This is a genomic window from Psychrobacter sp. Rd 27.2 (genome assembly GCF_001921755.1).
Classification (GTDB): domain Bacteria; phylum Pseudomonadota; class Gammaproteobacteria; order Pseudomonadales; family Moraxellaceae; genus Psychrobacter; species Psychrobacter celer.
The window spans coordinates 275,218-300,856 of sequence record NZ_MRYB01000002.1 but is presented as its reverse complement, the minus strand read 5'-3'; the positions used below and the strand labels follow the sequence as shown (position 1 = coordinate 300,856).

19 protein-coding genes are annotated in these 25,639 nt (G+C 47.7%); 13 read left to right on the top strand and 6 right to left on the bottom strand.

What is annotated here, in order from left to right; genetic code table 11:
• Positions 1-68: 68 nt before the first annotated feature.
• Positions 69-1,562, top strand: coding sequence for an aldehyde dehydrogenase family protein (locus tag BTV99_RS03555; protein WP_075100981.1), 1,494 nt, complete (start codon positions 69-71; stop codon positions 1,560-1,562).
• A 117-nt stretch (positions 1,563-1,679) separates the two neighbouring features.
• Here the strand turns inward: BTV99_RS03555 and BTV99_RS03550 are convergent, their stop codons facing one another.
• Positions 1,680-1,910: a hypothetical protein gene (locus tag BTV99_RS03550; protein ID WP_075100980.1), complete on the bottom strand. Its 231-nt coding sequence runs from the start codon at positions 1,908-1,910 to the stop codon at positions 1,680-1,682.
• Between the two features lie 226 nt (positions 1,911-2,136).
• Between BTV99_RS03550 and BTV99_RS03545 the strand changes: the two genes are divergently transcribed.
• Complete coding sequence (locus BTV99_RS03545; RefSeq protein WP_075100979.1) at positions 2,137-3,390, top strand: NnrS family protein; 1,254 nt, start codon at positions 2,137-2,139, stop codon at positions 3,388-3,390.
• Positions 3,391-3,461: 71 nt separating this feature from the next.
• Entirely contained in the window at positions 3,462-3,980 is a 519-nt protein-coding gene (locus tag BTV99_RS03540) for an Rrf2 family transcriptional regulator (protein ID WP_075101039.1), read from the top strand.
• A 283-nt stretch (positions 3,981-4,263) separates the two neighbouring features.
• Here BTV99_RS03540 and BTV99_RS03535 read toward each other — a convergent pair whose 3' ends face one another.
• Positions 4,264-5,010: a hypothetical protein gene (locus BTV99_RS03535; RefSeq protein WP_075100978.1), complete on the bottom strand. Its 747-nt coding sequence runs from the start codon at positions 5,008-5,010 to the stop codon at positions 4,264-4,266.
• A gap of 620 nt (positions 5,011-5,630) precedes the next feature.
• Between BTV99_RS03535 and BTV99_RS03530 the strand changes: the two genes are divergently transcribed.
• From BTV99_RS03530 to mmsB, 8 genes are all read left to right on the top strand, one after another.
• Complete coding sequence (locus tag BTV99_RS03530) at positions 5,631-6,809, top strand: MFS transporter (protein WP_075100977.1); 1,179 nt, start codon at positions 5,631-5,633, stop codon at positions 6,807-6,809.
• Between the two features lie 312 nt (positions 6,810-7,121).
• Positions 7,122-8,792 (top strand): fatty acid--CoA ligase, encoded by a 1,671-nt coding sequence (locus BTV99_RS03525; protein ID WP_075100976.1) that lies wholly within the window; start codon positions 7,122-7,124, stop codon positions 8,790-8,792.
• 230 nt (positions 8,793-9,022) lie between these two features.
• A complete protein-coding gene (locus BTV99_RS03520) occupies positions 9,023-11,062 on the top strand; it encodes a propionate--CoA ligase (RefSeq protein WP_075100975.1) in 2,040 nt (679 codons plus the stop codon).
• Positions 11,063-11,375: 313 nt separating this feature from the next.
• Complete coding sequence (locus tag BTV99_RS03515; RefSeq protein WP_075100974.1) at positions 11,376-12,860, top strand: CoA-acylating methylmalonate-semialdehyde dehydrogenase; 1,485 nt, start codon at positions 11,376-11,378, stop codon at positions 12,858-12,860.
• Positions 12,861-13,082: 222 nt separating this feature from the next.
• Complete coding sequence (locus tag BTV99_RS03510; RefSeq protein WP_075100973.1) at positions 13,083-14,243, top strand: acyl-CoA dehydrogenase family protein; 1,161 nt, start codon at positions 13,083-13,085, stop codon at positions 14,241-14,243.
• Between the two features lie 66 nt (positions 14,244-14,309).
• The gene (locus BTV99_RS03505) at positions 14,310-15,092 is read left to right on the top strand and encodes an enoyl-CoA hydratase (protein ID WP_075100972.1); all 783 of its coding nucleotides are present in this window, start codon (positions 14,310-14,312) and stop codon (positions 15,090-15,092) included.
• A 61-nt stretch (positions 15,093-15,153) separates the two neighbouring features.
• Entirely contained in the window at positions 15,154-16,413 is a 1,260-nt protein-coding gene (locus BTV99_RS03500; RefSeq protein ID WP_075100971.1) for an enoyl-CoA hydratase/isomerase family protein, read from the top strand.
• Between the two features lie 90 nt (positions 16,414-16,503).
• Positions 16,504-17,457 (top strand): 3-hydroxyisobutyrate dehydrogenase, encoded by a 954-nt coding sequence (mmsB, locus tag BTV99_RS03495; protein WP_075100970.1) that lies wholly within the window; start codon positions 16,504-16,506, stop codon positions 17,455-17,457.
• Between the two features lie 184 nt (positions 17,458-17,641).
• Here the strand turns inward: mmsB and BTV99_RS03490 are convergent, their stop codons facing one another.
• Positions 17,642-18,400: an IclR family transcriptional regulator gene (locus BTV99_RS03490; protein WP_075100969.1), complete on the bottom strand. Its 759-nt coding sequence runs from the start codon at positions 18,398-18,400 to the stop codon at positions 17,642-17,644.
• A gap of 592 nt (positions 18,401-18,992) precedes the next feature.
• On the opposite strand from BTV99_RS03490, the gene BTV99_RS03485 reads away from it, so the two are divergent.
• Positions 18,993-19,865, top strand: a complete 873-nt coding sequence (locus BTV99_RS03485) for a hypothetical protein (RefSeq protein ID WP_075100968.1) — start codon at positions 18,993-18,995, stop codon at positions 19,863-19,865.
• Positions 19,866-20,018: 153 nt separating this feature from the next.
• Here the strand turns inward: BTV99_RS03485 and BTV99_RS03480 are convergent, their stop codons facing one another.
• From BTV99_RS03480 to BTV99_RS03470, 3 genes are all read right to left on the bottom strand, one after another.
• Positions 20,019-20,786 (bottom strand): 4'-phosphopantetheinyl transferase superfamily protein, encoded by a 768-nt coding sequence (locus BTV99_RS03480; protein WP_143507040.1) that lies wholly within the window; start codon positions 20,784-20,786, stop codon positions 20,019-20,021.
• A 116-nt stretch (positions 20,787-20,902) separates the two neighbouring features.
• Positions 20,903-21,421: a peptidoglycan-associated lipoprotein Pal gene (gene pal / locus BTV99_RS03475; protein WP_075100966.1), complete on the bottom strand. Its 519-nt coding sequence runs from the start codon at positions 21,419-21,421 to the stop codon at positions 20,903-20,905.
• A gap of 206 nt (positions 21,422-21,627) precedes the next feature.
• On the bottom strand, positions 21,628-22,308 hold the full coding sequence (locus BTV99_RS03470) for a DUF6231 family protein (protein WP_075100965.1): 681 nt from the start codon (positions 22,306-22,308) through the stop codon (positions 21,628-21,630).
• A 654-nt stretch (positions 22,309-22,962) separates the two neighbouring features.
• Between BTV99_RS03470 and pepN the strand changes: the two genes are divergently transcribed.
• On the top strand, positions 22,963-25,605 hold the full coding sequence (pepN, locus tag BTV99_RS03465) for an aminopeptidase N (RefSeq protein WP_083608502.1): 2,643 nt from the start codon (positions 22,963-22,965) through the stop codon (positions 25,603-25,605).
• Positions 25,606-25,639 lie beyond the last annotated feature (34 nt).

The following is a 25,639-nucleotide window of genomic DNA, read 5'->3' as shown; positions in this document are numbered from 1 at the left end:
TAGACCAGTCGTCTATCAAGTTGCTACTATTTTTACTACTTTATTATATAAGATAAATAAGGATAATTATGTCAACCAATACCAATAATCAAATCGGTCAAAAACCGTATGAGGATTTTCATCTACAATACATCGCAGGCGAATGGCAAAGCGGCCAAGATGATAGTGTCAATACCGATGTCAATCCATATAGTGGCGATATACTGGTGGAGATTCAGCAGGCCACCAAAGAGCAGCTCGACACCGCCTATCAAGCAGCACATGCGGCACAAAAACACTGGGCGCAGCAAACCCCAGCCGAGCGAGCCGCTGTCTTGTACAGAGTGGTCAATATTTTAGATCAGCGCCAAGAAGAAATCGTAGATTGGCTTATCAAAGAGTCGGGCAGCACCCGTATCAAGGCGATGGTAGAGTTGGGTAGCGCGCGAGCGATTACGCTAGAGGCGGCTACTTTTCCCAATCGTGTCCATGGCCAGATACGCCCATCCAACACCGCTGGTAAAGAAAACTTTGTATACCGTGAGCCAATCGGTGTCGTGGCGGTGATTAGCCCGTGGAATTTTCCGCTCCATTTGACTCAGCGCTCTATCGCTCCTGCATTAGCACTGGGTAATGCCGTGGTGCTCAAGCCTGCCAGCGACACGCCGATCACTGGTGGCTTGCTGCTCGCTAAGGTTTTTGAAGAAGCAGGACTGCCAAAAGGCTTGCTGAACGTCGTCGTCGGTGCAGGCAAAGAGATTGGTGATGCCATCGTTACCCATGATATTCCAAGCTTTGTGTCATTTACAGGCTCGACCTCGGTCGGTAAGCATATCGGTGAGTTGGCCAATGGCGGCGACTATATCAAGCAAGTTGCGCTAGAGCTGGGCGGTAACAGCCCGTTTGTAGTCCTAAAAGATGCTGATATCGAGCAAGCAGTAAAAGCGGCCGCCTTTGGTAAGTTTTTACATCAAGGTCAAATCTGTATCGCTATCAACCGCATCATCGTCGAAGATGACATTTATGATGATTTTGTGGCGCGTTTTTTGGCGCATGTTAAGACACTAAACGTCGGCGATCCAAACCAAGAAGATACGGCAGTTGGGCCTATCATCAATGAAAAACAAGTCAAGTCGTTAAAAGAAAAAATCGTCAAAGCCCAGCAACAAGGCGCCAAAATGCTATTAAGCGGCGAGATTAAAGGACAGGTGGTGCCGCCGCACATCTTCACCGAAGTCACCCGCGAGATGGACTTGTCGCGCAATGAAGTGTTTGGGCCACTGGTCGGTATCATTCGCGCCAAAGATGAAGCAGATGCGCTGTCCATTGCCAATGACTCGATGTATGGGTTGTCTAGCGCCGTCTTTACAGCAGACATGCAAAAAGGCCTGCGCTTTGCGCGCGGTATTCGCGCAGGTATGACACATATCAATGACATCTCGGTCAACGATGAGAGTAATGTACCCTTTGGCGGTGAAAAGAACTCAGGTATCGGCCGCTTTAATGGTGAATGGGTGCTCGAAGAATTTACCAGAACGCACTGGATTTCTATGCAAAACGAGCCGCGTCAGTACCCATTTTAATTGCTTCATGCGCCGTGCTCGCTCAATGAACGCAAAAAAAAGACCGCCATCAGTGCGGTCTTTTTTCTGTTTAGGATAAATGAAAGGTATGATAGATGAGAGGTATGGTAGCTGAGATTAGCGAGAGTGAAAGCCGAGTAACGCTTCAATCTCTTCGACCGTCATTTGTCTGACAAGTGCCTGCTCTTCTACCGATAGACGGTTGGTATGCTCTTTGATCATTGTATAAATGCTACGCGAAATCTCAGAGGTCGTCGCATAGTACATTTGAGGTTGTTCTTTGGTAAGGGTGGTCAAAAATCTGTTGATGAGTTTGCGTTTTTCGTCTGCTGCATGTTCTTCAGTCATAATAGCCTCCTAGAAGTAAACCATTTAAGCAGTCGGGGATGTGAGAGTCAATAACAGGAGTGTAATAGCCGCTGTCACAATATCTGTCACAACCTCTATATCAGTTAAGACCTCTGTTATGACAATGGATAAATGACTTTTTAACAATAGTATTGTATAAGCTATAACATTCATTTAATATGAATGTTATAGCGCTATCTTTTAACTCTATATTAAGAAGACAGTTATGCACACTATCAATTTACCCAGCAAACCGCCAAGCTCGCCGCACCCCATACTCAATTTGAGCTTTCGTATTTTCTTTAGTGGGGCGGCATTGTTTGCTGTCATCATAATGGCGCTGTGGGCGTTGGTGTTTACAGGTCATACCGATATTGATGCGCAGGTATTAAACCCGCTGTACTGGCATGGTCATGAGATGGTCTATGGGTATGCGCTGGCGGTGGTGGCAGGGTTTTTGTTGACAGCGGTGAAGACGTGGACTGGGGTGATGATGCCTTATGGTTATCGGCTGCTGGGTATCTTTATGTGTTGGCTGCTGGCGCGTTTAAGCTGGCTGGCGTTTGGACTGGGTGTGACGGTGACTGGCAGTAGTGTCGTGTGGTTGTACGCGGCGGCCGCGTTTGATCTATTGTTTGTGGGGCTGATGGCCTTGGCGGTTTTTCGCGCGGTATTACAGGTCAAGCAGTACAAGCAGATGGGTATCTTAGCCAAACTGGCATTGCTAACGTTGGGTAATGGGCTGTGCTATTGGGGCATTATCAGTGCGGATATGAGTATGACGAAACTCGGCATCTATCTGGGATTTTACTTGATTATCGGCTTGGTGTTGACCATTGGTCGGCGCGTGGTACCATTCTTTATCGAGCGCGGTTTGAGCGTGGCGAATGCTGATGGCGTCAAACAAACTGTGACCTTGCGCAATAGTAAAAGCCAAGATATCGCAAGCCTTTTATTCTTTTTGGCGTTTTTTATCGTGGATTTGTTTTATCCCAATAAGTATTTGCTGACTGTGACGGCGCTTGGAGTGGCAGTGGTCAATATCATACGTCTTGTGGGCTGGTATCATCGCGGCATCTGGCAAAAGCCGTTATTATGGTCGTTGTATATTGCGTTTTTGGGTATGTGTCTGAGTTTTTTACTGTATGCACTGCAGCCATGGCTCGGTTATACTCATAGTATTGCTATGCATGGATTGGCGATTGCAGGTATCGGTATGATGACAGTAGCGATGATGACGCGGGTATCACTTGGACATACAGGACGCAATATCCATCAGCCGCCGAGGTCTGTCACTGTCATGTATGTGCTGATGGTGCTGGTGTTTATTAGCCGTGTGTTGTTACCGCTGGTTGATATGAGTCATTATCTGCTATGGATTATGGTTGCTCAAGGGGCGTGGATGGCTTGCTTTGTATTATTTTGCCTGAGTTATCTGCCGATGCTGGCACGCCCAAGACCCGATGGCCTGTTTGGATGATGCTGCTTAGCTACTGACATTAGAATAATGCCAACGGGCTAACAACTTTATGAGAATAAGTGAACGATAAGATGCGATTGACCAATTATAGTGATTATGCGCTGCGCTCGTTGATTTATCTGGCGGTGAGACCCACGCCTGAGACATTGGCAAACATCAGCGATATTGCCAGTAGCTATCATATTTCAAAGAGTCACTTGACCAAGATTATTCATCAATTGGGTCAGCTTGGTTATATAGAGAGTGTGCGCGGTAAGGGTGGCGGCATTCGACTGGCTGTCGCGCCAAAGGATATTAATTTGGGCGTACTGATCAAACAGATAGAGCCTGATTTTGATTTGGTTGAGTGTTTTGCCACGCCGGCACCTAGTGAAGCGCGCCAGCCGCGCTCAGCAGGATTGCCGATTACCCTTATCGATGCAGAAGGCGCGGACAGCTCTAAACCGGTAGGCTGTGTGATTACGCCCGTATGTCAGCTTAAAAGCGTGTTTTTTGAGGCGTTGACGGCGTTTGTCGGTGTGTTGGAGAGATATACGCTGGCTGATATCATCGACAATAAAGACGAGCTGGCGACTGTTCTGTTTCATTAAACGCGTTTTTATGAAAAGCAGTTTTGTTGATTTTATCTTCTATTAGTCACTGTTTTATTCGAAAAGAGTGCCCCAAAAAGGGAGCGCGCTTAAAGCGGCTCCCTTTTGTTGTATAGTAGATTTAATTTAAAAATGTTATAGCGCTACTGGTATAAATTTTCTTTGCGTGCTGTATACACAGAGGCTGCGCAAAATTCATCCCAGTAGCGCTTTGGAGCTTATGACAGTTTTGTTTGCAACTGACTATATCCTACTTATATTTCAAACTGAGCCTAATTTCAAACTAAGCCTGTTCTAGCTTTGGTCGTGCTTTATCGATGGCTGTTAGTAGTGCCTTTTCAAACTCGCCCTCATTAAACCTCACCAAATAAGAGTGCGCGGCACAAAAGTTGCGTACATCGCGCCATTCGTGAGCCAGATTGGTCGCCCAGTCGCAGTATGTTTTGCCAGCATTCGTCTCATTTTTGAGCGCTTTTTTGGTGGTTGGGTGCAGCAGTAACTCAGGAAGCACTTTTTCTAACAACTTGACGGGAGGGCTCATAAAAGTATCATCGACGTGCAAGCTTTTACTGGCCGGATGATAGGCAAGCAGTGAGCCTGCATGTATCATCTCATTAGGTGAGATGTAATGGATGCCTTGTGAGAGAGAAAACTGTAACTCAGGATAGCGCTTGGCGACTGCCTCGCTTTCGACCAAATCATCAGCCCACTGTACGTCGGGGACTTGTTTGTGATGGCGGCGACTGCCATAAAAAGTCGCCTGCGGAAAGTCTTTGGCCATTTGCGCGCAGCTGACGGTATGAAACGGATGGACGTTTAGGACGGCTTCGACATCTTGCCCCTGATTGGTCAAGGCCATCACTTCATCGCGCACGTCGCCTGTCAGCCCATAGCTGTCTAAAAAAATAAATTTGCCTGAGTCTAATTGCACCAGTGAGCACTGCGTACCGATATTGAGCACGCCGCCCAAACGAAAGGTGCCGCGTATGTTCCAAAACCCTGCACCCAAATCATGAATTTTATCTGACATATGGTCTTCCTTATAATGAAAATGATGTAAAAAAACTATAAACAACTATAAACGTAAAAAATAGCTAAAATGTCGCCTCTAATAAAAGTATCAAAACCAGCGGTAAAAAAAGCATCAAGGTCTACAAGAGTGCTCAACGCGACTTAACGAGTATTAGGTCTTTGCCGCTCAAAGTCTGTTATAAAAAAGATAGCAGCAATGTAGATATGTAAAAATAAGGGTGTATCTTAGATTTTGTGCTTAAACTCTTTTTATCATGAAGTGGTGCGCCGCTGTGCTAAAATCCTTCAACTAACAAGTTTTCTAAAAGCCTTTTTTCTACGCATCGGCTTATAAGCATTGCTCTATAAACATTGTTTTTAGGCATTGTTTTTACATGTTGTCTTGTAGGAATGGTTGTATAAATACTTCATTGTTTAAAATTGCTCAAAGCTTGCTACGTACGTCGTCTATACTGCAAGTTGTCAAGTAAATCGTCTATCTTATCTATCACCGACGTCTGGCTTGTCTCAGCGGCGTCCAATACAGTTAGTACTATTTTGAAACCAATACGTCATACAACAAGTCGCAACGTCGCCGACGCTCACCACTCAAATGGCGAGAGAGCATATCACGCAAACATGCCACACCATTCGCCTTCGTGGGTATTAAAGCTGACCATGGGGCTTATCGGCATGTTTGCTTTTTTGCAGGTCTATTCTGTGCAGGCTATCTTGCCAGTGCTTATCACAGACTTTGCTGCCACGGAAGTGCAGGCGGGTATGGTGGTTGGCGCGACGGTACTGGCGATTGCGATTATGTCGCCCTTTTTGGGTATGCTGTCTGATGCTGTCGGCCGCAAGGTGTTTATTGTTGGTGCTTTATTGTTTTTGGCGATACCAACGGCGCTTATCGCCCAAAGCCCGAGCATCGGCTGGATGGGGGTTTGGCGGTTTTTGCAGGGGTTGTCTGTACCCGGTATCACGGTGGTGACGATTGCTTATATCGGCGAGGAGTTTGAGGGGCGTGCGGTCACAGAGCTGATGTCGTTTTATGTATCAGGCTCTGTACTCGGCGGCTTTATGGGCCGGTTTTTGCTGGGGCATTTGCATGAGCTGATCGGCTGGCGTGCAGGCTATTATGTGATGGCGGCGATGACGCTACTTGGCGCTTTATGGGTTACGAAGATGCTGCCTGCGTCGCGGCAGTTTGTGGCCAATCCAAACTTTCGCTCGGCGATACAGACGCTCGGCGAGCACTTAGTCAATCGCTACGTGGTGACTTCTTGCTTATTGGGCGCTTGCGTGCTGTTTTCGTTGGTTGGCTGTTTTACCTTTATCAATTTGCACCTTGCAGATACGCCTTATGAGCTGAGCACTGGGGCGCTTGCCAATATTTTTGCCGTGTATTTACTGGGGGTGATCATCACGCCGCTTTCTACCACATTGCTGCGCCGCTTTGGCTCAGCGCGTACGGTACGCGTGGCTGTGGTGGTCTCTATGCTTGGTGTACTGCTGACATTGGTCGCGCCGCTTTGGGGCGTGGTGGTAGGGCTGGCGGTGATGTCGTCTGGAGTGTTTATTACCCAGTCGGCGACCATCAGTTATATCGCGGTCAATGTCAAAAAAGGCCGCTCTTTGGCGTCGGGTCTATATTATATGGGTTACTATGCAGGCGGCACGCTGGGTGCATGGTTAGGCGGCATCGCCTATGCGCGCGGGCAGTGGTCGCTGACGGTGTGGCTATTATTGTTTGTGCAGATTTTGGCGTTATTGGTTGCCAGTATGGGGATGATTAAGACCAAGTCGCACGCTGCGTAAATCTCTTGTTGAATATCGGCCAAGCATATAGGCGAGGTACGCAGCCCTACGGTTGGCGCTCTTTACATGAGACCGCTTTACATGGCATGGCTTTTTTCTTACTATCAATCAACAGTCTTCATACTTCATATAGTTAACCTATTTTAAAATAGGTACTTATTTAGAACAGGTACTTATTTAGAACAGGTACTTGGCTGACGAAGGTTTGGCATTGACTTTTCAGTAAGAAAAAATAATAACAATCTGGATGTTTCATGCTTTACTTATAAGTATCTGCTATCCACAAAAACGAAAGACAAGGACGTTACATTTATGTCAAATATCTATCACAGTGCACCTGCTGCTTATGACTATCCATTGCTTGTCAAACAGCTTCTTAATCGTGCTAAGACGGTCTCGCTCGAGCAAGAAATCGTGTATGCAGATAAACAGCGCTTTACTTATCAAGAGTTGTTTACGCGTATCAATCGTTTAGCCAATGTGCTGGCAGACCTCCACTTAGATGCCGGCGACGTGATTGCGGTCATGGACTGGGACAGCCACCGCTATCTTGAGTCTTATTTTGCGATTCCGATGTCAGAGTATATCTTACAAACGGTCAATATCCGCCTATCACCAGAAAAAATCCTCTATACCATCAACCACGCCAAGCCCAAAGTGCTGTTGCTCAACTCTGAGTTTGCGCCGTTGGTCAAAGACTATCAGTTTGAAAACTCCAGTATCGAGCATATTATTTGGCTAGATGACAATGGGGTGTCGTATGAGGGCGTGTTTGGCGGCAATCAAAACCGCGTCACAGGGGAGTATGAGGCACTGCTGGCAGCGGCTGATAGTGAGTTTGATTTTCCAGATTTTGATGAAGACACCATCGCCACGACTTTTTATACCTCAGGTACGACAGGCGATCCAAAAGGCGTGTTTTTTAGCCATCGTCAGCTGGTGTTGCATACGCTCACAGAAGCAGCGACTTTGGGTATGTTGCCCAACAAGCAAGGCGTCAGCTACGGCGACGTCTATATGCCCATGACGCCGATGTTCCATGTACATGCGTGGGGTTTTCCGTTTACCGCCACCATGGTCGGCCTAAAGCAAGTTTATCCAGGTCGCTATGCCCCCGACAGTCTGCTGGATTTGATAATCAACGAAAAAGTCAGTGTCACCCATTGTGTACCGACGATTTTGCAAATGGTGCTAAAAGAAGCACAAGAACGCGAGGCCAGCTTCAATGGTCTAAAAATGATCATCGGCGGCTCAAGATTGACAGAGGGTCTGGCAAAGGCTGCGTTAGCACAAGGCATCGAGGTCTATACCGGCTACGGTATGTCAGAGACAGCGCCTTTGATTAGCCTGACGGCGTTTAGTCTTAATGAGCCTGAAATGAGCGAAGAAGAGGATGTTGCGCGCCGCTGTATGACCGGTAAGCCAGTACTGATGGTTGATGCGCAGATATGGGGCGAAAACAACCAGCCAGTAGGCACAGGCAAAGATAAGACAGGCGAGCTGGTACTACGAGCGCCGTGGCTGACCCAAAGCTATCTAAAAAATGACGATGCTGGCAAAGAGCTGTGGGAAAACGGCTATATGCACACTCAAGATATCGCATATATACGCCCTGATGGCTATATCCGTATCACTGATCGTCTAAAAGATGTGATCAAATCAGGCGGTGAGTGGATATCATCATTAGAGATTGAGACGATTTTGTCGCTGCATCCAGCGGTAGCTGATGTCTCGGTGATTGGGGTGCGTGATAAGCAATGGGGCGAGCGTCCGCTGGCGTTGGTTGTCCTAAAACCTGCCTGCCAAGATACTAAAGTCGAAGATATCAAGGCCATCGCAGAAAAAGCAGTCGAGCGTGGTATCATTCCCAAATATGGCGTCCCAAGTCAGTTTAAGTTTGTCGATGATTTGCCAAAAACCTCAGTCGGAAAACACGATAAAAAAGTCATGCGAGAGATGTACGCCGATCAAACAGAGGTTTGATAGACAAAAATGGGCACACATAATGCCCCTGCCTATGTTAAAATATCGATGAGAATATAGGCATAATAGTTGACCTTTATCGATTGCTCTGCTACATTTTAAACCGATACATAACGTATCGGTTTTTTAGTTCTGGTAAGGATGACCAGTACCTCATTTAGACATGTTGTTATGATAATGTCTGATAAGGCCCTATTGCCCCACCTATCGTCACGCTAAGGACAGCTATTATGAGCGACACCATTCAAACTCCTATTGCCACTCAAGAGTCAGCCACCAATATGGCCGACAGCGCCTCTCAATTTGCAGATATCTACCACGCCTCAATTCATGATCGAGAGCAGTTTTGGGCGGAGCAAGCAAAGCGTATCTATTGGCACAAAGAGCCTGAGCAAATCCTCGATGACAGCAATCTGCCCTTTGCCAAATGGTATGTCGGCGGCGAAACCAACCTATGCTATAACTGTGTCGATCGTCATCTAGCAGAGCGCGCCGAGCAAGATGCTTTTATTTGGCTGTCTTCTGAGATTAACCAAGAGCTGATAGAAACTTTTCCTGCCATTGTTGATGCGTTCAAGGACTTGGGTAACCATGTCGAGCTATATACCGATTATGCCAAGCGCCGCCTGACCTACAATGACCTTTATAAAGAAGTCAATTATTTTGCCGATGTACTACAGCGTCATGGTATCGGCAAGGGCGACCGCGTCATCATCTATATGCCGATGATTTTAGAAGCCGCTTATGCCATGCTAGCCTGCGCTCGTATCGGTGCGGTGCATTCGGTGGTATTTGGTGGTTTTGCTGCGCATAACCTTGCCATTCGTATGGATGATGCTGAGGCAAAAATGGTCATCACTGTCGATGCAGGTCTACGCGGCGGTAAAGTGGTTAATTATAAGAGTTTGGTCAATCAAGGTGTGGCGCAAGCCACGGTCAAGCCCGAGCATGTATTGGTGGTCAATCGCGGGGTGCTACCATTTGAGCCGCAAGCCGTCGATGTCGACTATGCCGAGCAGCGCCGCATTAGCTGCGAAGCCAATGCCATTGTTGAGCCTGTGTGGCTAGAGTCCAATACGCCATCTTATTTGCTTTATACCTCAGGTACGACCGGTACACCCAAGGGTGTGCAGCGCGATACCGGCGGTCATGCAGTCGCCCTGACCACTTCGATGGATTATATCTATGATGGCAAGGCAGGCGAGACCTTTTGGGCGATATCAGATATCGGCTGGGCGGTCGGGCATTCTTATACCATCTATGCACCATTGCTCGCTGGAATGACCAGTGTGATGTATGAGGGTCTGCCGCATCGCCCAAACCCAGGTATCTGGTGGCGAATCGTCGAGGCCAATAAAGTCAATATCTTATTTACCGCACCGACGGGTGTGCGTATGCTCAAAAAGCAAGATGAGACATGGATGACGCGCTATGATGTCTCAAGCGTCAAGTCGTTTTTCTTAGCAGGCGAGCCACTTGATGAGTCAACAGCCAATTGGCTGACCAAGCATTTAGGCGTTCCGATCTTAGACCACTATTGGCAAACAGAATCCGGCTGGCCGATTTTGAGCAACACGCCCAAGTTCAATCACAAACCGCACAAGCAAGGCTCACCTGGTTATCCCATGTATGGCTATGATGCTCGCGTTCTCAACGAAGAGACGGGCGAGCCATGCGCGGCAGGCGAAAAAGGCTTGCTGGCGATCAGTGCACCACTACCGCCTGGCTGTCTCACCACCGTATGGCGCAACGATGAGCGCTTTATGAGTAGCTATTTTGGCTTATTTGATGGTCAGCAGTACTCAACATCAGACTATGCAGTCACTGATGAAGACGGCTATTTTTATATCTTAGGGCGTACCGATGATGTGATCAATGTCGCCGGTCATCGTATCGGCACCCAAGAGCTGGAAGAGGCCATCAGCACCCATCCTGAAATGGCGGAGTGCGCGGTCGTCGGTATTGCAGATGAGTTAAAAGGCGAGCTGCCGATTGCTTTTTGTGTGTTAAAAGATCATGAACAAGTGAAAACGACCGAAAACCGCTTTCGCATTGAGCAGCAGGTCATCGGCGCGGTGGTAAAATCGCTTGGCGGTATCGCAAGACCGGCAGCCATTTATTTCCCGCAAGCACTGCCAAAAACCCGCTCTGGCAAAATCTTGCGCCGCGCTATTCGTGCCTTAGCAGAAAACAAGCCCACCGGCGATATGTCGACACTCGATAACCCAGCTGCAATCGATGCAGTCAAACAATCTATGCAGGATTATTAGGACACGCCCGAATCTTCTCTTATGGCGGCTTGCCCAATAAGTCAAAATACAATCTAAAAACCAAAAAGCTCATGCACGCTCATGGGCTTTTTGGTTTTTGATGATAAGAAAATGCAGATAGGCAAAAATCTTAGATAAAAGTTTGATAAAGCCCTTGACCCTAAAATTGTTTTATTGCTATAGTCAATAACGATACGAAATAAATCATTTTAAATTATTTGTTAATCCAATAAAAACTTCTGGTTTTTTATCCCTTTTAAGTATAACTAGACACCTCGACATGGTCGTCTCGCAGACAAGATAAGGATATCTTATGCACCACGTTCAGCAGCTCATCAATGGTCAGTTTGTAGACTCTACTACCAACGAGTGGATCGATATCACCGATCCTGCTACCCAAGAGGTCATCGCCAAAGTGCCGCAGACCACAGATGATGAAATCAATCAAGCCGTCGCCGCGGCTCAAACAGCCTTTCAAACATGGCGCAAAACACCCATCACCACGCGCGCACGTATCTTTTTAAAATACCAGCAATTGATTCGCGAGCATATGGATGAGCTGGCAGAGACTTTGACAGCAGAGCAGGGCAAAACCATCGCTGATGCGCGCGGGGATGTGTTCCGCGGTTTAGAAGTGGTCGAGCATGCTGCAGGTATTGCCAACCTACAAATCGGTGATTTTGTCGAAAATGTCGCTTCAGGCGTTGACACTTATAGCATTTGGCAGCCGCTTGGGGTTTGCGCGGGTATCACACCATTTAACTTCCCAGCGATGATTCCGTTATGGATGTTTCCGATGGCGATTGCCACGGGCAACACTTTTATCCTAAAGCCGTCTGAGCAAGACCCGATGGTGACCATGCGTTTGGTTGAGCTGGCCGTCGAAGCGGGTGTCCCTGAAGGCGTGCTAAACGTCGTACATGGTGGTAAGGCCACAGTTGATGCCATCTGTGATCATCCAGATATCAAAGCGGTGTCGTTTGTCGGCTCGAGCGCTGTGGGTAAGCATGTCTATGAGCGTGCTAGCCAATCAGGCAAACGTGCTCAGTGTATGATGGGCGCAAAAAACCACGGCGTTATCTTGCCAGATGCCAATAAAGAGCAAACGCTCAATCAGCTAGCGGGCGCAGCCTTTGGGGCAGCAGGTCAACGCTGTATGGCGCTATCTGTCGTGGTGCTGGTCGGTGCGGCAGGCGAGTGGATCGATGACATAAAGGCCAAAGCCGAGAGCCTAGTGGTATCTGCTGGTAAAAACGATAAGGATTTGGGGCCTCTGATTTCTCCTGCAGCAAAAGCACGCGTTGAGCATCTCATCGGTACAGGGGTAGAGGAAGGGGCGAGCTTGCTGCTTGATGGTCGTGGTATCACGGTTGAAGGGTTTGAAAAAGGCAACTTTGTAGGGCCGACTATCTTTGATAATGTCACAAGCGACATGCAAATCTACAAAGAAGAGATATTTGGCCCTGTGCTGTGTATCATGCGCGCCGATAGCTTAGATGAGGCGATTGAGCTACTCAATGCCAACCCACATGGCAACGGCACCGCTATCTTTACTCAATCAGGGGCCGCAGCGCATAAGTTCCAGCAAGACGTGCAAGTCGGACAGATCGGCATTAACTTGCCAATTCCTGTGCCACTACCGATGTTCTCATTCTCAGGCTCACGCGCCAGTAAGCTCGGTGATTTGGGTCCTTATGGCAAACAAGCAGTGCAGTTTTATACCCAAACCAAGACGGTTACAGCGCGCTGGTTTGATGACGAGGCCAGCCGCGGGGTCAATACCACTATTTCGATATAAGGCCTTAGTCTGTGTCATTGCGGTATAGTGTCTATCTTGCTGGTTGTCGCCATGTGTGTTTTTGCCATGCAAGTATGTGTCGATGACGTTATACCGCTGTTATACTGTATAACTTGATACTGTATGACCGATACGGTATCAATCATACCGTTAACCGACGTTAAAACAGGAACGGCTGACCCATTTTTACTCTATTTGTAATGCATGCACAAGGATGACCCCATGGATTTTTCATTGACCGACGACCAGATCGCCTTTCGCCAAACCGCCAAACAGTTTGCCCAAAAAGAGCTCAAACCAAACGCCGCTGAGTGGGACCGCACCTCACATTTCCCAGTCGATGTCATCAAAAAAACTGGCGAGCTTGGTTTTTTGGGGCTGTATACCAATCCAGAGTATGACGGCCTTGGGCTACCGCGCCTAGACTCCGCCATGGTGTTTGAAGAGTTGGCATGGGGCGATACCGCGGTCGCCGCTTATATGAGTATTCATAATATGGCAGGCTGGATGATCGGTGAGTATGGCAGCGATACTCTGTGTAAAAAATATCTACCAAAGATGGTCAGTGGTGAGTGGCTGGGCAGTTATTGCTTGACCGAGCCCAATGCCGGCTCGGATGCGGCCTCACTACGCAGTAAAGCCGACAAGCAGGGCGACTATTATGTGTTAAATGGCGAAAAGACCTTTATCTCGGGCGCAGGCGCGACCGATGTACTGGTCGTCATGGCACGAACAGGCGCCGCCGGACCCAAAGGTATATCAGCGTTTGTCGTCGATGCTCATAGCGATGGCATTGAGTACGGCAAAAACGAGCACAAAATGGGCTGGAAAGCACAGCCCACGCGCACCATCAGCTTTAAAGATGTCAAAGTCCCAGCCGAAAATCTAATCGGCGAGGAAGGCCAAGGTTTTCGTATTGCGATGAAAGGCTTGGACGGTGGACGTATCAATATCGGTATCTGTGCGGTCGGTACAGCGCAGTCAGCGCTTGAGACCGCGACCAATTATGTGCAAGAGCGTAGCCAGTTTGGCAGTCCGATTGCCAGTCTGCAGTCGGTGCAATTCAAGCTTGCTGATATGTTGACCCAGACCATTACCGCACGGCAAATGCTGTATCTGGCGGCCAACAAAGTCGACAATCAAGACAGCCAAGCATCGACCTATTGTGCGATGGCAAAGCGTCTGTCTACCGATCTTTGTTTTGATGTGGCCAACCAAGCACTACAACTGCATGGTGGCTATGGCTATCTCAATGAGTATCCGCTTGAGCGTCACGTGCGAGACTTGCGCGTCCATCAGATATTAGAAGGCACCAATGAGATCATGCGCGTGATCGTCTCGCGTCAGCTGATGCAAGATGATGCGCTGAGCCAGCTACGCTAATCTTGGTATTGGGTCTTTAGGGCGTGTCTTCATTTCAAAAATGGTGATAAAAATAAAGGATTACTTATGACGGATTACACCAATCTCAACCTAGCTATTGATGGTCACATCGCCACCGTGACACTAAATAATCCACCTGCTCATACGTGGACGATGGATAGTCTGCCCGCGCTCAAGCAGTTGGTGACGGATCTTAATGCCAATGATGAGGTATATGCCCTAATCATTCATGGTGATGGTGAAAAGTTCTTTTCAGCAGGGGCGGACCTAAATAATTTCTCAGACGGTGACAAAGGCCGAGCCATCAGCATGGCCATTGCTTTTGGCGAAGCGTTTGAAGCCCTGTCAGCTTATCGCGGCGTTAGTATTGCAGTCATTAACGGCTATGCGATGGGCGGCGGGCTTGAGTGCGCGCTGGCCTGTGATATCCGTATCGCAGAAGCACACGCCCAGATGGCACTACCAGAGACGGGTGTGGGATTATTGCCTTGTGCTGGTGGTACACAAAATCTGCCGATGCTGGTGGGTGAAGGCTGGGCCAAGCGTATGATATTGTGCGGCGAACGCGTCGATGCCGAGACGGCCTTGCGTATCGGCTTGGTTGAGGAAGTCGTGGACAAAGGCGCAGGACTACAAGCAGCACAAGCGTTGGCAAAAAAAGCCGCCAAACAGTCTCCTGTTGCCGTCAGTTATTCTAAAGCGCTTATCCAAGCAGCTAGACATAACCCGCCTGCGCAAAACCTCATCCATGAGCGCGAAGCATTTGTAAAGCTGTTTGATACCGAAGATCAGCGCGAAGGCGTGCAATCGTTTTTAGAAAAACGTCAGCCAACTTGGCAAAATAAATAAACGCCCAAGACCGTATTGATAAAACGCCCTAATATTCATTTTACTTTTTGTAGGTCTTTTTATGACAACCTCAACAGATAACAACAATCAAAACGCTGCTACGTCCGCCGCGCCAGTATTGTTTGATACTGAACAGACAGACTGTGGTCATCTCATTGGTATTATGACGCTTAACACACCAAAATCTCTCAACGCCCTAAGTGTCGAGATGTGTCAATTGTTGGCCGCGCAATTAGAGCAGTGGGAGCGTGACGAACAGGTAGTGGCGTTGGTGCTCAAAGGTGCAGGCGACAAGGCGTTTTGTGCAGGTGGTGATATTCGCAAGCTATATGACAGCATGTCAGAGTCTGCGCCACTACCTAACCCTTATGCGACAGAGTTTTTTGGCCATGAGTACCGTCTCTATCGGCAGATGCATTTTTATTCCAAGCCGCTGATACTCTGGGGCGATGGCATCATCATGGGCGGCGGTATGGGGCTGATGGCAGGGTGTAGCCACCGTATGGTCACTGAGCGTACGCGCTTTGCCATGCCTGAGGTGACCATTGGGCTGTTCCCTGATGCCTCTGGTAGTTGGTTTTTGCAGCGTATACCCGCCAAGATGGGATTGTTTTTAGGCCTGACTGGGGCGATGTGTAATGGCAACGATGCTATCTTGTCCAATCTAGCTGAGTATGCCGTGAGTAGCAGCGATTATGATGCCATCTTACAACGTCTCAAACAAAGCGATTGGCAGCAAGCCGCTCACCGTACAGACATAAGTCATCAGCGCCAGCATAACAGCGCGCACGATATCGTCAGCCGCGCACTGGCGGCGCAGCCTGTCACTGAGTTGCCTGCTAGTAAATTGGCCACCTATTGGCATGCCATTGGACAGTTAATGAATAGCGGTGGGTTGGGTGATATTGATGCCATTTTGCAAAGCGACGCGGCGTTGGAGAAGTTAGATGCCGACTTTGCGCAAGACAGCTGGACGCAGCGCGCTGTTGCCACTTATCGAGCAGGCTGCCCTGTGACAGTGGCGTTGACTTACGCACTGTATCATCAAGTTGCAGACCTATCGCTTGAGCAGGTCTTGTACCTAGAAGCCAATGTCGCTGTACACTGCGCTGCTAACCCTGACTTCAAAGAAGGGGTACGGGCGCTGCTGATTGACAAAGACCGTAACCCCAATTGGTCGCGTTCATTGGCAGACTGTCTCAGCGCCGATGGACAGGCATACATTTATCAGCATTTCACCAATCCCTATGCGGCAGGCGAGCACCCATTGGAAGGCTGGCTGGGCAGTGAGGCTTTGGGGAGTCAGATTATCAATCACTAACAACCTACTAAAAATAAAAGCAGATCTGCCTAGGCAGCGAGCAGGTGCTACTGGCAATAATATAAAAATCAATCATCAAGGAGCGATGAGATGGGTATAAAGGATACAAATACCAAAAATACGACAAAGAGTGCCGCGGCAAAACCAACGATTGCCTTTATTGGTCTTGGTAATATGGGCGCACCGATGGCAGAAAACCTATTAAAGGCAGGCTATCCGCTATCAGTATATGATTTATCTGCAGAAGCATGCGAGCGCCTGCAGCAAGCAGGTGCCAGCGTCGCTACCAGCCCAAAAGAGGCGGCGAGCAATGCGAATGTTGTGATTAGTATGTTGCCAGCGGGCAAGCACGTTCATTCTGTCTATCTAGGTGAGAATGGATCTGATGGCTTGCTAGCAGAGCTGCCCAAGGGCACACTGGTCATCGATAGTAGTACCATCGCTGCCGCTGACGCCAGATTGGTAGCAGACGCCGCAACTGGTCTTGGTATAGACTTTTTAGATGCGCCCGTCTCTGGCGGTACAGGCGGTGCCATCGCTGGTAGTTTGACCTTCATCGTTGGCGGTAGTGCCGACGCATTTGCCAAAGCAGAGCCGATACTGGCGGTAATGGGCAAAAACATCTTTCATGCAGGTGAGCATGGAGCAGGGCAGGTCGCCAAAATTTGTAACAATATGCTCTTAGGTATCTTGATGGCAGGGACGGCAGAGGCCATCAATCTAGGCGTAAAAAACGGCCTCGATGCCAAAGTATTGTCTGACATTATGCTACAAAGCTCTGGGCGCAATTGGACGCTGGAGGTTTATAACCCTTATCCTCAGGTGTTAGAAAACGTGCCATCGAGCAAGGGCTACAAAGGCGGCTTTATGAGTAAGCTGATGCAAAAAGACCTCAACCTTGCCATGCAAACTGCCAAAGATACCTCGGTCGAGACACCGATGGGTGCCAAGGCGACAGAGCTCTATGACGATCACGCGCGCGAAAATGGCGACAAAGATTTTTCTAGTATCATGGGGCGTCATGACCATTCGGTGTTGTCTTAAAGTGCCTAATTCTTGAATTGCTTAGTTTTTGAATTGCTTAGTTTTTGAATTGCTTAGCCTTTGAAATATCTAGTCTTTGAAGTATCTGTCTCGAACGCACAAAGCTACTAAAGACACTCGTCTCAAAGCAAAAAAGGTCTGCGCTATCTGTGATAGCGCAGACCTTTTGGTTATAAAATCCTACTTAGTTTTGTAGCTCATAGACCAAAGCCTGAATATCCTGAGCGGCGGTCTGCAGGCGCGGCACATGCGTCATCAGCTCTTCTAATGACACGCGTATGGTCGGCGCATGCAGGTACAAAGAGGCCAGATAACGTGACTTCTTATCTAATACAGGCACAGACACCGCCACCATCTCCGAGATAAACTCTTCGTTGTCGATACCGACCCCTGTCTCAGCGATTTTATCCAGCTCTTGATTGAGCGCATCGATATCTGTGATGGTGTTTTTGGTAAACTTATCCAAAGGCAAGCCTTTCAATATCTTGTTACGGCTAGTGGTGGAGAGCTGGCTCAGATACAGCTTACCCGTTGCTGTACACCACATCGGAGACTTGACGCCCACAGGCAGATAAATCTGCAAGGGTAGTGAGGTCTGCGCGCGGTTGGTATAGAGCATATTCATGTGATAAGGAATTGCAATCCCGCAAGTCTCTTCGATCTCCTCGACCAGCTTATGCAAAACCATCTGCCGCTCATTAAAAAACTGGCGCTGCTGCCACAGCTCAACGCTCAAATTGCGCACTCGCTTGCCAGGTATGATGCCGCCGCCGATATCAACGGTGACAAACCCTTCGTCCACCAGATTTTGAATCAAACGATGGATGGTCGGTTTTGGAATGTCCAGCTCTTGCGATAGCTCAAGTGGAGAGAGCGGCTTAGAAGCATAAGACACCGCTTCTATAATCTCTAACACACGGGTAATCGACGATACTTTAGGCATATAAATGGCTCGATAATAAAAAATAAGAAAGCGCAGTCGCTTGCAACGCGTTAATAATTATAACAAAAAATCATAAACCTGAGGCTTTGTAACTGGTTTATTACTGTCTCTAATTTAGCACAATATGACGCTTAGACAAACGTTAGTCGTGGTATGACAAGATATTTATGTCGTTTATTTTCCTAACTGATTTTTTTATCCAAAAACACCCCTAGATACGTCAACTCACAAAACACAACAATCTGTAGTAATAAGCTATATAAATGTTATTGAAGCTGAGACGTCAGTAAGCGATGATAATGACATATTTTGTAATATCCTTACATGAGTATTAAGTCACTTAAAAATCATGTCTACGCTGTTGGATCACTTTGAGAGCGTTGTGTAACAGAAAGTCGAAGTTTTGCCGGTTGATGTAGCAATTATTACAATACCTATGCAATCTTTACATAATGGCAAATAAAAAGCGCGTCTGTAGGGGTGACTTTTTGAGCCAAAATTGTTTTAATCTGCTCAACAAAATGATGGATTTAAAAAGAACTAAATTGTCATTTTTTTTGGGCGAGTTATTCCACACTTTAGGAGAGTATTTATGAAACTTATTAAACTAACAGCAATTTCTGCTGCCGTTTTGGCTTCAACTGCTGCACTAGCGGCTGAGCCAGTTGTCGTTGTTGATGACAATACAGCTGTTGCATATGAAGCAGAGCCAGTCGCTGTCGCTTATGAAGCCGAACCTGCTTATGCATACAATGCTGATGCTGGTGTGGTACGTAACACCACTGGCGCTGTCGCTGGTGGTACTAAGACTTTCTTCCAAACCGCTATCAACCCAGCCGCTGTCAGTGCTGAAGTTGGTACACTAGGTTATGGTGCTAATATCGCTTGGGGTTTGAATGAAAAAACTGAACTACAAGCCGGTTGGGCAGGTGGTGATGTTGCTGACCTATTTGGCGGCGATATTGATATCGACGACGTAAACTATGATGTAGACTCTGACTTTAGTAACCCATACCTAGGCGTACAATTACGTCCTACTGGCAATTGGTTCACTATGGGTGCTGGTATCATCGTACCGGATAACGATATCGATGTAACTGCTAACCCACAAAATGGCGGTATCTATAAGATTGATGGTGTGGAATACGATGCCAATGACGTAGGTTCTTTACAAGGTACTATCGAACACCGCAACAAGCTAGCGCCTTATGCAACTATTGGCTTCCGTCCAAATATCACTGAAAACTTTGGTCTATTCGGTGAGCTTGGTGCAGCATATCTAGGTAAGACAGATGCTACTGTTCGTACAAACGGTACATCTAATAACGTAGGCGTAAAAGGCAGTAACCTTGGTTCAGGCAAAACTTCAGCTGAAGTAGCAGCTGAAGCGCAAGAAGAGTTAAAGAGTGATAACTATCTTGAGTGGTTGCCAATCGTAAAAGTTGGTGCAACTTACCGCTTCTAATTTAATCACAGTCTACTGGCTGTTATGAAATAAACAAAAAACGATCCTATTTATTAGGGTCGTTTTTTTGTGCGCTGAGTAATAACAAATAGTAAGATGCTAGCGATTAGGTGGAGGATATGCAATGCTTTAGATGTTAGCCATAGATCCTCGTCAAAACACCAGTACAATATGCTGCCTAGGAATAATGGCGATACGGTACCCTGTTTTTTTATCCATCACAGTCATCAGATGATGGTCGTCTATCATGCTGTCTATCAAATCCTCAATCAGATAAGCGTAGTCGATACCCAGCCCTTGCGCGAGGGTGTATTGATATACCTTGATATAGCTTTCTTTTATTTGCCATAGCTGCTTTGCGATTGCATCACGCTGCCATGCAGGTAGCCGTTGCAATGCCGCCTTTTCTTTATCGGCATAAAAGCGCCGAACCACCTGCCAAGCTACCTCATTTGCTTCTACATCGATGCCAGCAGGACGATGCTTGCTGAGAATGACGGCCACCTGATTGTCTAGACAGCTCGTTGGTTGAGTGTTGCTATTATCAGTATCGTCTGTATTTTTTGTGCCTGTATGGCTAAAGCATACGTAGTATTTGCTACGAGCAAGCTGATAAGGAAAGGCTGACTCATTTAAGGTATCGTCTATCTGTAGCTTGGTGAGTAGCTGTTGTAACAACAGCCGTACGCCTTGCCGCTGTAGTTGGCGCTGCTGCTGCGCCCGATCAGGTACTGATATGTCTGCAGCCTCACGGCAATACTGCCATTGCTGGGTATCATCCATAGGGATGGTTAGGTCGTATTTGCTTAGATAGGGCGGTTTATTGATATGCTTATGGGCAAGGGCGTTGACATGCGCAGTGGCACACCATGTCGTAGGCCCAAGCCTTACAATATGAGTTTGTGTCAAGTATAAGGGCATAGGTGTAGCCGCAGGTTTTATGTAGGAGTAGGAAGTATAAAGCCCAGCAACGTGATATTGCTGGGCCTTTTTAGTATTACGCTGACGATTCGTAATATGAGCGTACGGGGCTTATCTTAATAAGACAGCTCCGCGCGGCGGTTTTGCGCATAGGCGGCTTCGGTGGTGCCAGCGGCGGCAGGGCGCTCTTCACCGTAGCTGATGATGCGGATATTATTGACCGCGACACCTTGAGCGGCCAGATAGTCACGCGCTGCTTGGGCGCGGCGCTCGCCTAGCGCCATGTTATACTCGCGGCTACCACGCTCATCGGTATGACCAGCAATAACTACGCCAGCGGCTGGGTTTGAGCGTAGTAAGCTTGCGTGTTGATTGAGGACATTGGCCGCTTGTGCGGTGATTTCGCTGCTATCGAAGGCAAAATAAACAACGGCTTGCAGGTTGTCTGCGCCAGTGACGACGGTACTGGCGTTGTCTACGATGACGGCACCATTATAGCCCGTTTGACCGCCTGGGATACCTAGCGGGGCAACCACAACTTCAGAGGTGGCGCGTTTGGTCGCACAGCCTGTAGTGATTGCGATAGCGCTTGACAATACAGCGAGAACTGCAAGCTTAGAAAAACGAATTGACATGGTGAGCTCCTAAAATTTTTAATTAACGTTGTTGTTGTAAACTGCTTCGATAAAACTCAGGCAATTACCATTTATCATATATTCAGTGTTACTTTATGTAAGTAGTATTACTGTAAATAACTCGAGAATTTACAATCAGATATGCTCGTTTTGTTATATATATAGCCGTTTTGATAAATGCTCTGATATCGATGCAGAAACACAAACTACCAGCGGTGCTTGTCCCAGTTTTCAGGGTTTGCCCAGTAGTCGGCATTGAGCCAGTTAGGCAGCTGTTTGTAGTCATACAGATTAAATTGCCACAGTGTCGCTGACCCAAGAGCATGGGCGGCGGCAGGCATCTGGGTTATATCGGCACCTGATAGGTCGGTATCCCCTGTCAAGGTAGAGGTCTGTAATATATCAGACGGTGTAAACCCGTAGGGTTGCAAATCGATATTGTGCTCAAGGGCGATGAGCAGATGGGCGGCATACAGGTCGCGATAGCGCATGAGTAATGGGATATACTGCTGTAGCTGCTCTGCTGATAGCGCCGGCAGCCAAAAACACACCAGCTCATACCGCTCAGATACTGGCTGTTGGTTGAGCGCCAGTAAGGTCGATGAGACAAGTTTGTCAGCGGGCAGTCTGGTATCACCGGCTTGAAAAGCAGCATGGTTGGTAAGCGCGGTACTTAATAACGCTAGCGTGTTTTTGTCTTCGGTTACCCACAATAGATCGGGCAGTAGCTCGGGCTTATCGTCAATTTTATGTTTGGTGCTTTTGCTGTCTGATTGAGTGTTTGTCTGCGTATTAGTTGCCTGTGTTAAAGTGGGCAATAGCGCATCGATATACGCTATTAATAAAGGTAGCGTCACCTCTGCGCGACGCGTGGATTGCTTTGTCATATGATAGGCCGTTTCTCAAATGGTAATCGTCAGGGCCTTTATTAAATCATTTTGGTATGCATTATCCAATGAAAAATTGAGGCTTGGAACGACTAAACTTATAGTCGATACACTCTAAAAATGTCATAGCGCTACTGGGATGAATTTTGCGCAGCCTCTGGGAACGCAGCACGCAAGTAAAATTTATACCAGTAGCGCGTTTAAATCCATAACAGTTTTACATTCAGCTAACTATACTATTTTTACCAAAGCCAGCTATCTGACCGACTTATTTAAATTTGACTATAAGCAACGGATTATCAGCGCCACAATCTAGGGATCTGCTCTTGAAATTTGGTGATTTAGGCCAATGTAGCTAAAAAATAAACAGCTAAACCACGTAAAAAACTTAAAATCTAACACAGGGCTTTTAGATGTTAAGGTTAGGGCGTGTCTTCAATTCACTCGATAGTTATCTAAATGGGCTGAAAATGACCAAATTTTGCCAAACATCGTCAAATAGCGGGTTTATATCCCGATATTAACGGCGCTATTTTCCTTGTTTGACCGCAATTTATCTCATTTTTATCACCATTTTTGAAATAAAGACACGCCCTAGGAAGCGCTAGGAATTTTAATCACACGTATTTTTTATAAATAACAATAGGAACCCTCATGTCTACTGCTGAAACAGATACCCAAATTATCAACCCTGAAATGCCTGATGTGCCACCGCAAGCACCCAGCAAAATCAATCTAAAAGACTATCAAAAACCAAGCTTTGCTGTCGAAACGGTCGATTTGGATATCAAGCTATATGAAGACCACGCGCAGGTAGCTAGCACGCTACAGATGGTGCGCCAAAGTGCAGGGGGTCTTGTGCTATTTGGTGAGGATTTGGCGCTACTGGCAATCACTATGAACGGCGAGTCATTGCCCTCCGAGCGCTATCAACATAGGGCAGGCAAATTGACGATAGCAGATGCCCCTGATGACGTTACTTTAGAGATACAAGTGCGCATCTGTCCGCAGACCAACACAGCGCTTGAGGGGTTATATATGGCGGGCAGTGGCGACGATACCATGTTTGTCACTCAGTGCGAGCCTGAGGGGTTTCGTAAGATCACTTTTTATCCAGATCGTCCTGATGTGCTGGCGGTATTTACCACGCGCTTGGAGGCGGACAAACGTTATCCAACGCTGCTGGCCAATGGTAATTTGGTAGAGGCGGGCGACGTCAGTGGGACACCAGACCGTCATTATGCCATCTGGCATGACCCAACCAACAAGCCAAGCTATTTGTTTGCTTGCGTCATCGCTGATTTGGATGTGCTGACGGATTCATACACCACCAGTGAAGGGCGCGAGGTGACGCTTGAGCTGTATGCCAAGTCTGCCGATATCGATAAGTGTGATGTCGGTATGCAGGCGCTAAAAGACGCCATGCGCTGGGACGAGATCAACTATGGCCGCGCTTATGATTTAGACCGTTATATGATCGTCGCTGTCAGTCAATTTAATATGGGCGCGATGGAAAACAAAGGCCTAAATATCTTTAATACCGCTTGCGTGCTATCTAGTCCTGAGACGACTACAGATGCGCGCAGTTTTAGTGTCAAATCTATCATTGCCCACGAGTATTTTCATAACTGGACGGGCAACCGCATTACCTGCCGTGATTGGTTTCAGCTGTGTCTAAAAGAAGGCCTTACAGTGTACCGTGATCAGTCGTTTTCTGCCGATCAGCAATCAAGCGCGGTACAGCGTATCGATGATGTGGCCACCTTACGCGCGCATCAGTTTGCTGAGGATGCAGGGCCGCTTGCGCATCCTGTGCGCCCTGAGAGTTTTGTTGAGATTAATAATTTTTATACGACGACTGTCTATGAAAAAGGCGCTGAAATCGTGCGTATGATTGCCAATACGCTAGGGCCAGTCAACTTCCGAAAAGGGACAGATGAATATTTTCGCCGTTATGATGGGCAAGCGGTGACGGTGGAGGATTTCTTATCTGCGCTAAGTATTACCGATAGTAAGATTGAGGACTTTATCGACTGGTATCGCCAGCCTGGTACGCCTGTGGTAACAGGGCACCAAAACTATGACAGCGACACGCAGACGTTGACCATTACGTTGAGTCAAAAAACTCGCCATGTCGCAGGTTTTGATGCGCCAAAGCCTCTGCCGATACCTGTAGCGACGGCACTGTTTGATCGAAATACTGGCAATATCGTCGCCGAGCGTATGTTGCTGCTTGATCAAGAAACACAAGCCTTCATCTTTGAAAATGTGACTAGCGAGCCTGTGGTATCGCTATTACGTGACTTTAGTGCCCCTGTGCAGCTCAATTATGCTTATCAAGATGCTGATTTGGCGTTTTTACTTGAGCACGAGACCAATGGTTTTAACCGCTGGCAAGTGACGCAGATGCTGGTCAATCGTATCTTGCTACAAAACAAAGGCGAGAAAAGTAGCCCAGATATTTATCTGCATGCACTGGCGCAGACATTGCCTGTGCTTGCCGCCGAGGATGCGATGCTGGCGGCACGCTTACTGGATATTCCATCGGCGCAGGAGCTGGCATCTGCCATTCCGCAGGACTATGACCCAGAAGCGATCAAAGCGCAGCGTGAAGGTTTATATCAACAGCTGGCTTTGGCATTAAAAGATGAGTGGGCAAAGCTTTATAAGCAGCTACCCATACAGGCGTATCAAGACAGTGCCGATGCTCGCGGCAGACGTGCGCTGCGTAATGTGGTACTCGATATGGCAGTGACCGCCAACGTTGATGGGGCTGCTGAATGGGCGCAGCAGCAATATGACAATGCCAGCTGTATGACAGAGCGTTTTGGCGCGTTAAAGGTGATGGTCAATCATCAACTGGCAAAAGCTGATGACTATCTAGCAGATTTTTATGAGCGCTTCCAAGACAATGATTTGGTCATTGACTTGTGGTTTAGTGTGCAGGCGTCTGCCGATACGGTCACCCCTGACGCCATCACTGCATTGCTTACCCACAAGGACTTTGATTGGAATACGCCCAACCGTGTCCGCTCGGTCGTCGGCGCTTTTGCCTCGCAGCCTACCGTACTCTGGACAGATGATGGGCTGGATATCTATACTGGTGTCATCAAAAAGCTGGATACTGCCAATCCAGTATTGGCATCGCGCTTATTACAGGTGCTGGCGCGCTGGAACACTTTGGCTGAGCCGCGCCGTCAGATGGCGCATGAGCAGCTGCTTGAGTTACAAAAGCAGGTATCGTCTAAGCATGTACTTGAGAGTTTAGAGAGTGTGCTTGGGTCTGCAGGTGAGTAGGATAGGATATATTCGATGCACTCTAAAAAGCGCG

Bases quoted from the DNA above. Each gene is read 5' to 3' on its own strand.
- BTV99_RS03470 (WP_075100965.1), bottom strand. From the start codon at position 22,308: ATGACAAAGCAATCCACGCGTCGCGCAGAGGTGACGCTACCTTTATTA.
- BTV99_RS03500 (WP_075100971.1), top strand. From the start codon at position 15,154: ATGACAACCTCAACAGATAACAACAATCAAAACGCTGCTACGTCCGCC.
- BTV99_RS03505 (WP_075100972.1), top strand. From the start codon at position 14,310: ATGACGGATTACACCAATCTCAACCTAGCTATTGATGGTCACATCGCC.
- BTV99_RS03485 (WP_075100968.1), top strand. From the start codon at position 18,993: ATGAAACTTATTAAACTAACAGCAATTTCTGCTGCCGTTTTGGCTTCA.
- pal (WP_075100966.1), bottom strand. From the start codon at position 21,421: ATGTCAATTCGTTTTTCTAAGCTTGCAGTTCTCGCTGTATTGTCAAGC.
- BTV99_RS03520 (WP_075100975.1), top strand. From the start codon at position 9,023: ATGAGCGACACCATTCAAACTCCTATTGCCACTCAAGAGTCAGCCACC.
- BTV99_RS03480 (WP_143507040.1), bottom strand. From the start codon at position 20,786: ATGCCCTTATACTTGACACAAACTCATATTGTAAGGCTTGGGCCTACG.
- BTV99_RS03530 (WP_075100977.1), top strand. From the start codon at position 5,631: ATGCCACACCATTCGCCTTCGTGGGTATTAAAGCTGACCATGGGGCTT.
- BTV99_RS03515 (WP_075100974.1), top strand. From the start codon at position 11,376: ATGCACCACGTTCAGCAGCTCATCAATGGTCAGTTTGTAGACTCTACT.
- BTV99_RS03535 (WP_075100978.1), bottom strand. From the start codon at position 5,010: ATGTCAGATAAAATTCATGATTTGGGTGCAGGGTTTTGGAACATACGC.
- BTV99_RS03490 (WP_075100969.1), bottom strand. From the start codon at position 18,400: ATGCCTAAAGTATCGTCGATTACCCGTGTGTTAGAGATTATAGAAGCG.
- pepN (WP_083608502.1), top strand. From the start codon at position 22,963: ATGTCTACTGCTGAAACAGATACCCAAATTATCAACCCTGAAATGCCT.
- BTV99_RS03555 (WP_075100981.1), top strand. From the start codon at position 69: ATGTCAACCAATACCAATAATCAAATCGGTCAAAAACCGTATGAGGAT.
- BTV99_RS03550 (WP_075100980.1), bottom strand. From the start codon at position 1,910: ATGACTGAAGAACATGCAGCAGACGAAAAACGCAAACTCATCAACAGA.
- BTV99_RS03525 (WP_075100976.1), top strand. From the start codon at position 7,122: ATGTCAAATATCTATCACAGTGCACCTGCTGCTTATGACTATCCATTG.
- BTV99_RS03540 (WP_075101039.1), top strand. From the start codon at position 3,462: ATGCGATTGACCAATTATAGTGATTATGCGCTGCGCTCGTTGATTTAT.
- BTV99_RS03510 (WP_075100973.1), top strand. From the start codon at position 13,083: ATGGATTTTTCATTGACCGACGACCAGATCGCCTTTCGCCAAACCGCC.
- BTV99_RS03545 (WP_075100979.1), top strand. From the start codon at position 2,137: ATGCACACTATCAATTTACCCAGCAAACCGCCAAGCTCGCCGCACCCC.
- mmsB (WP_075100970.1), top strand. From the start codon at position 16,504: ATGGGTATAAAGGATACAAATACCAAAAATACGACAAAGAGTGCCGCG.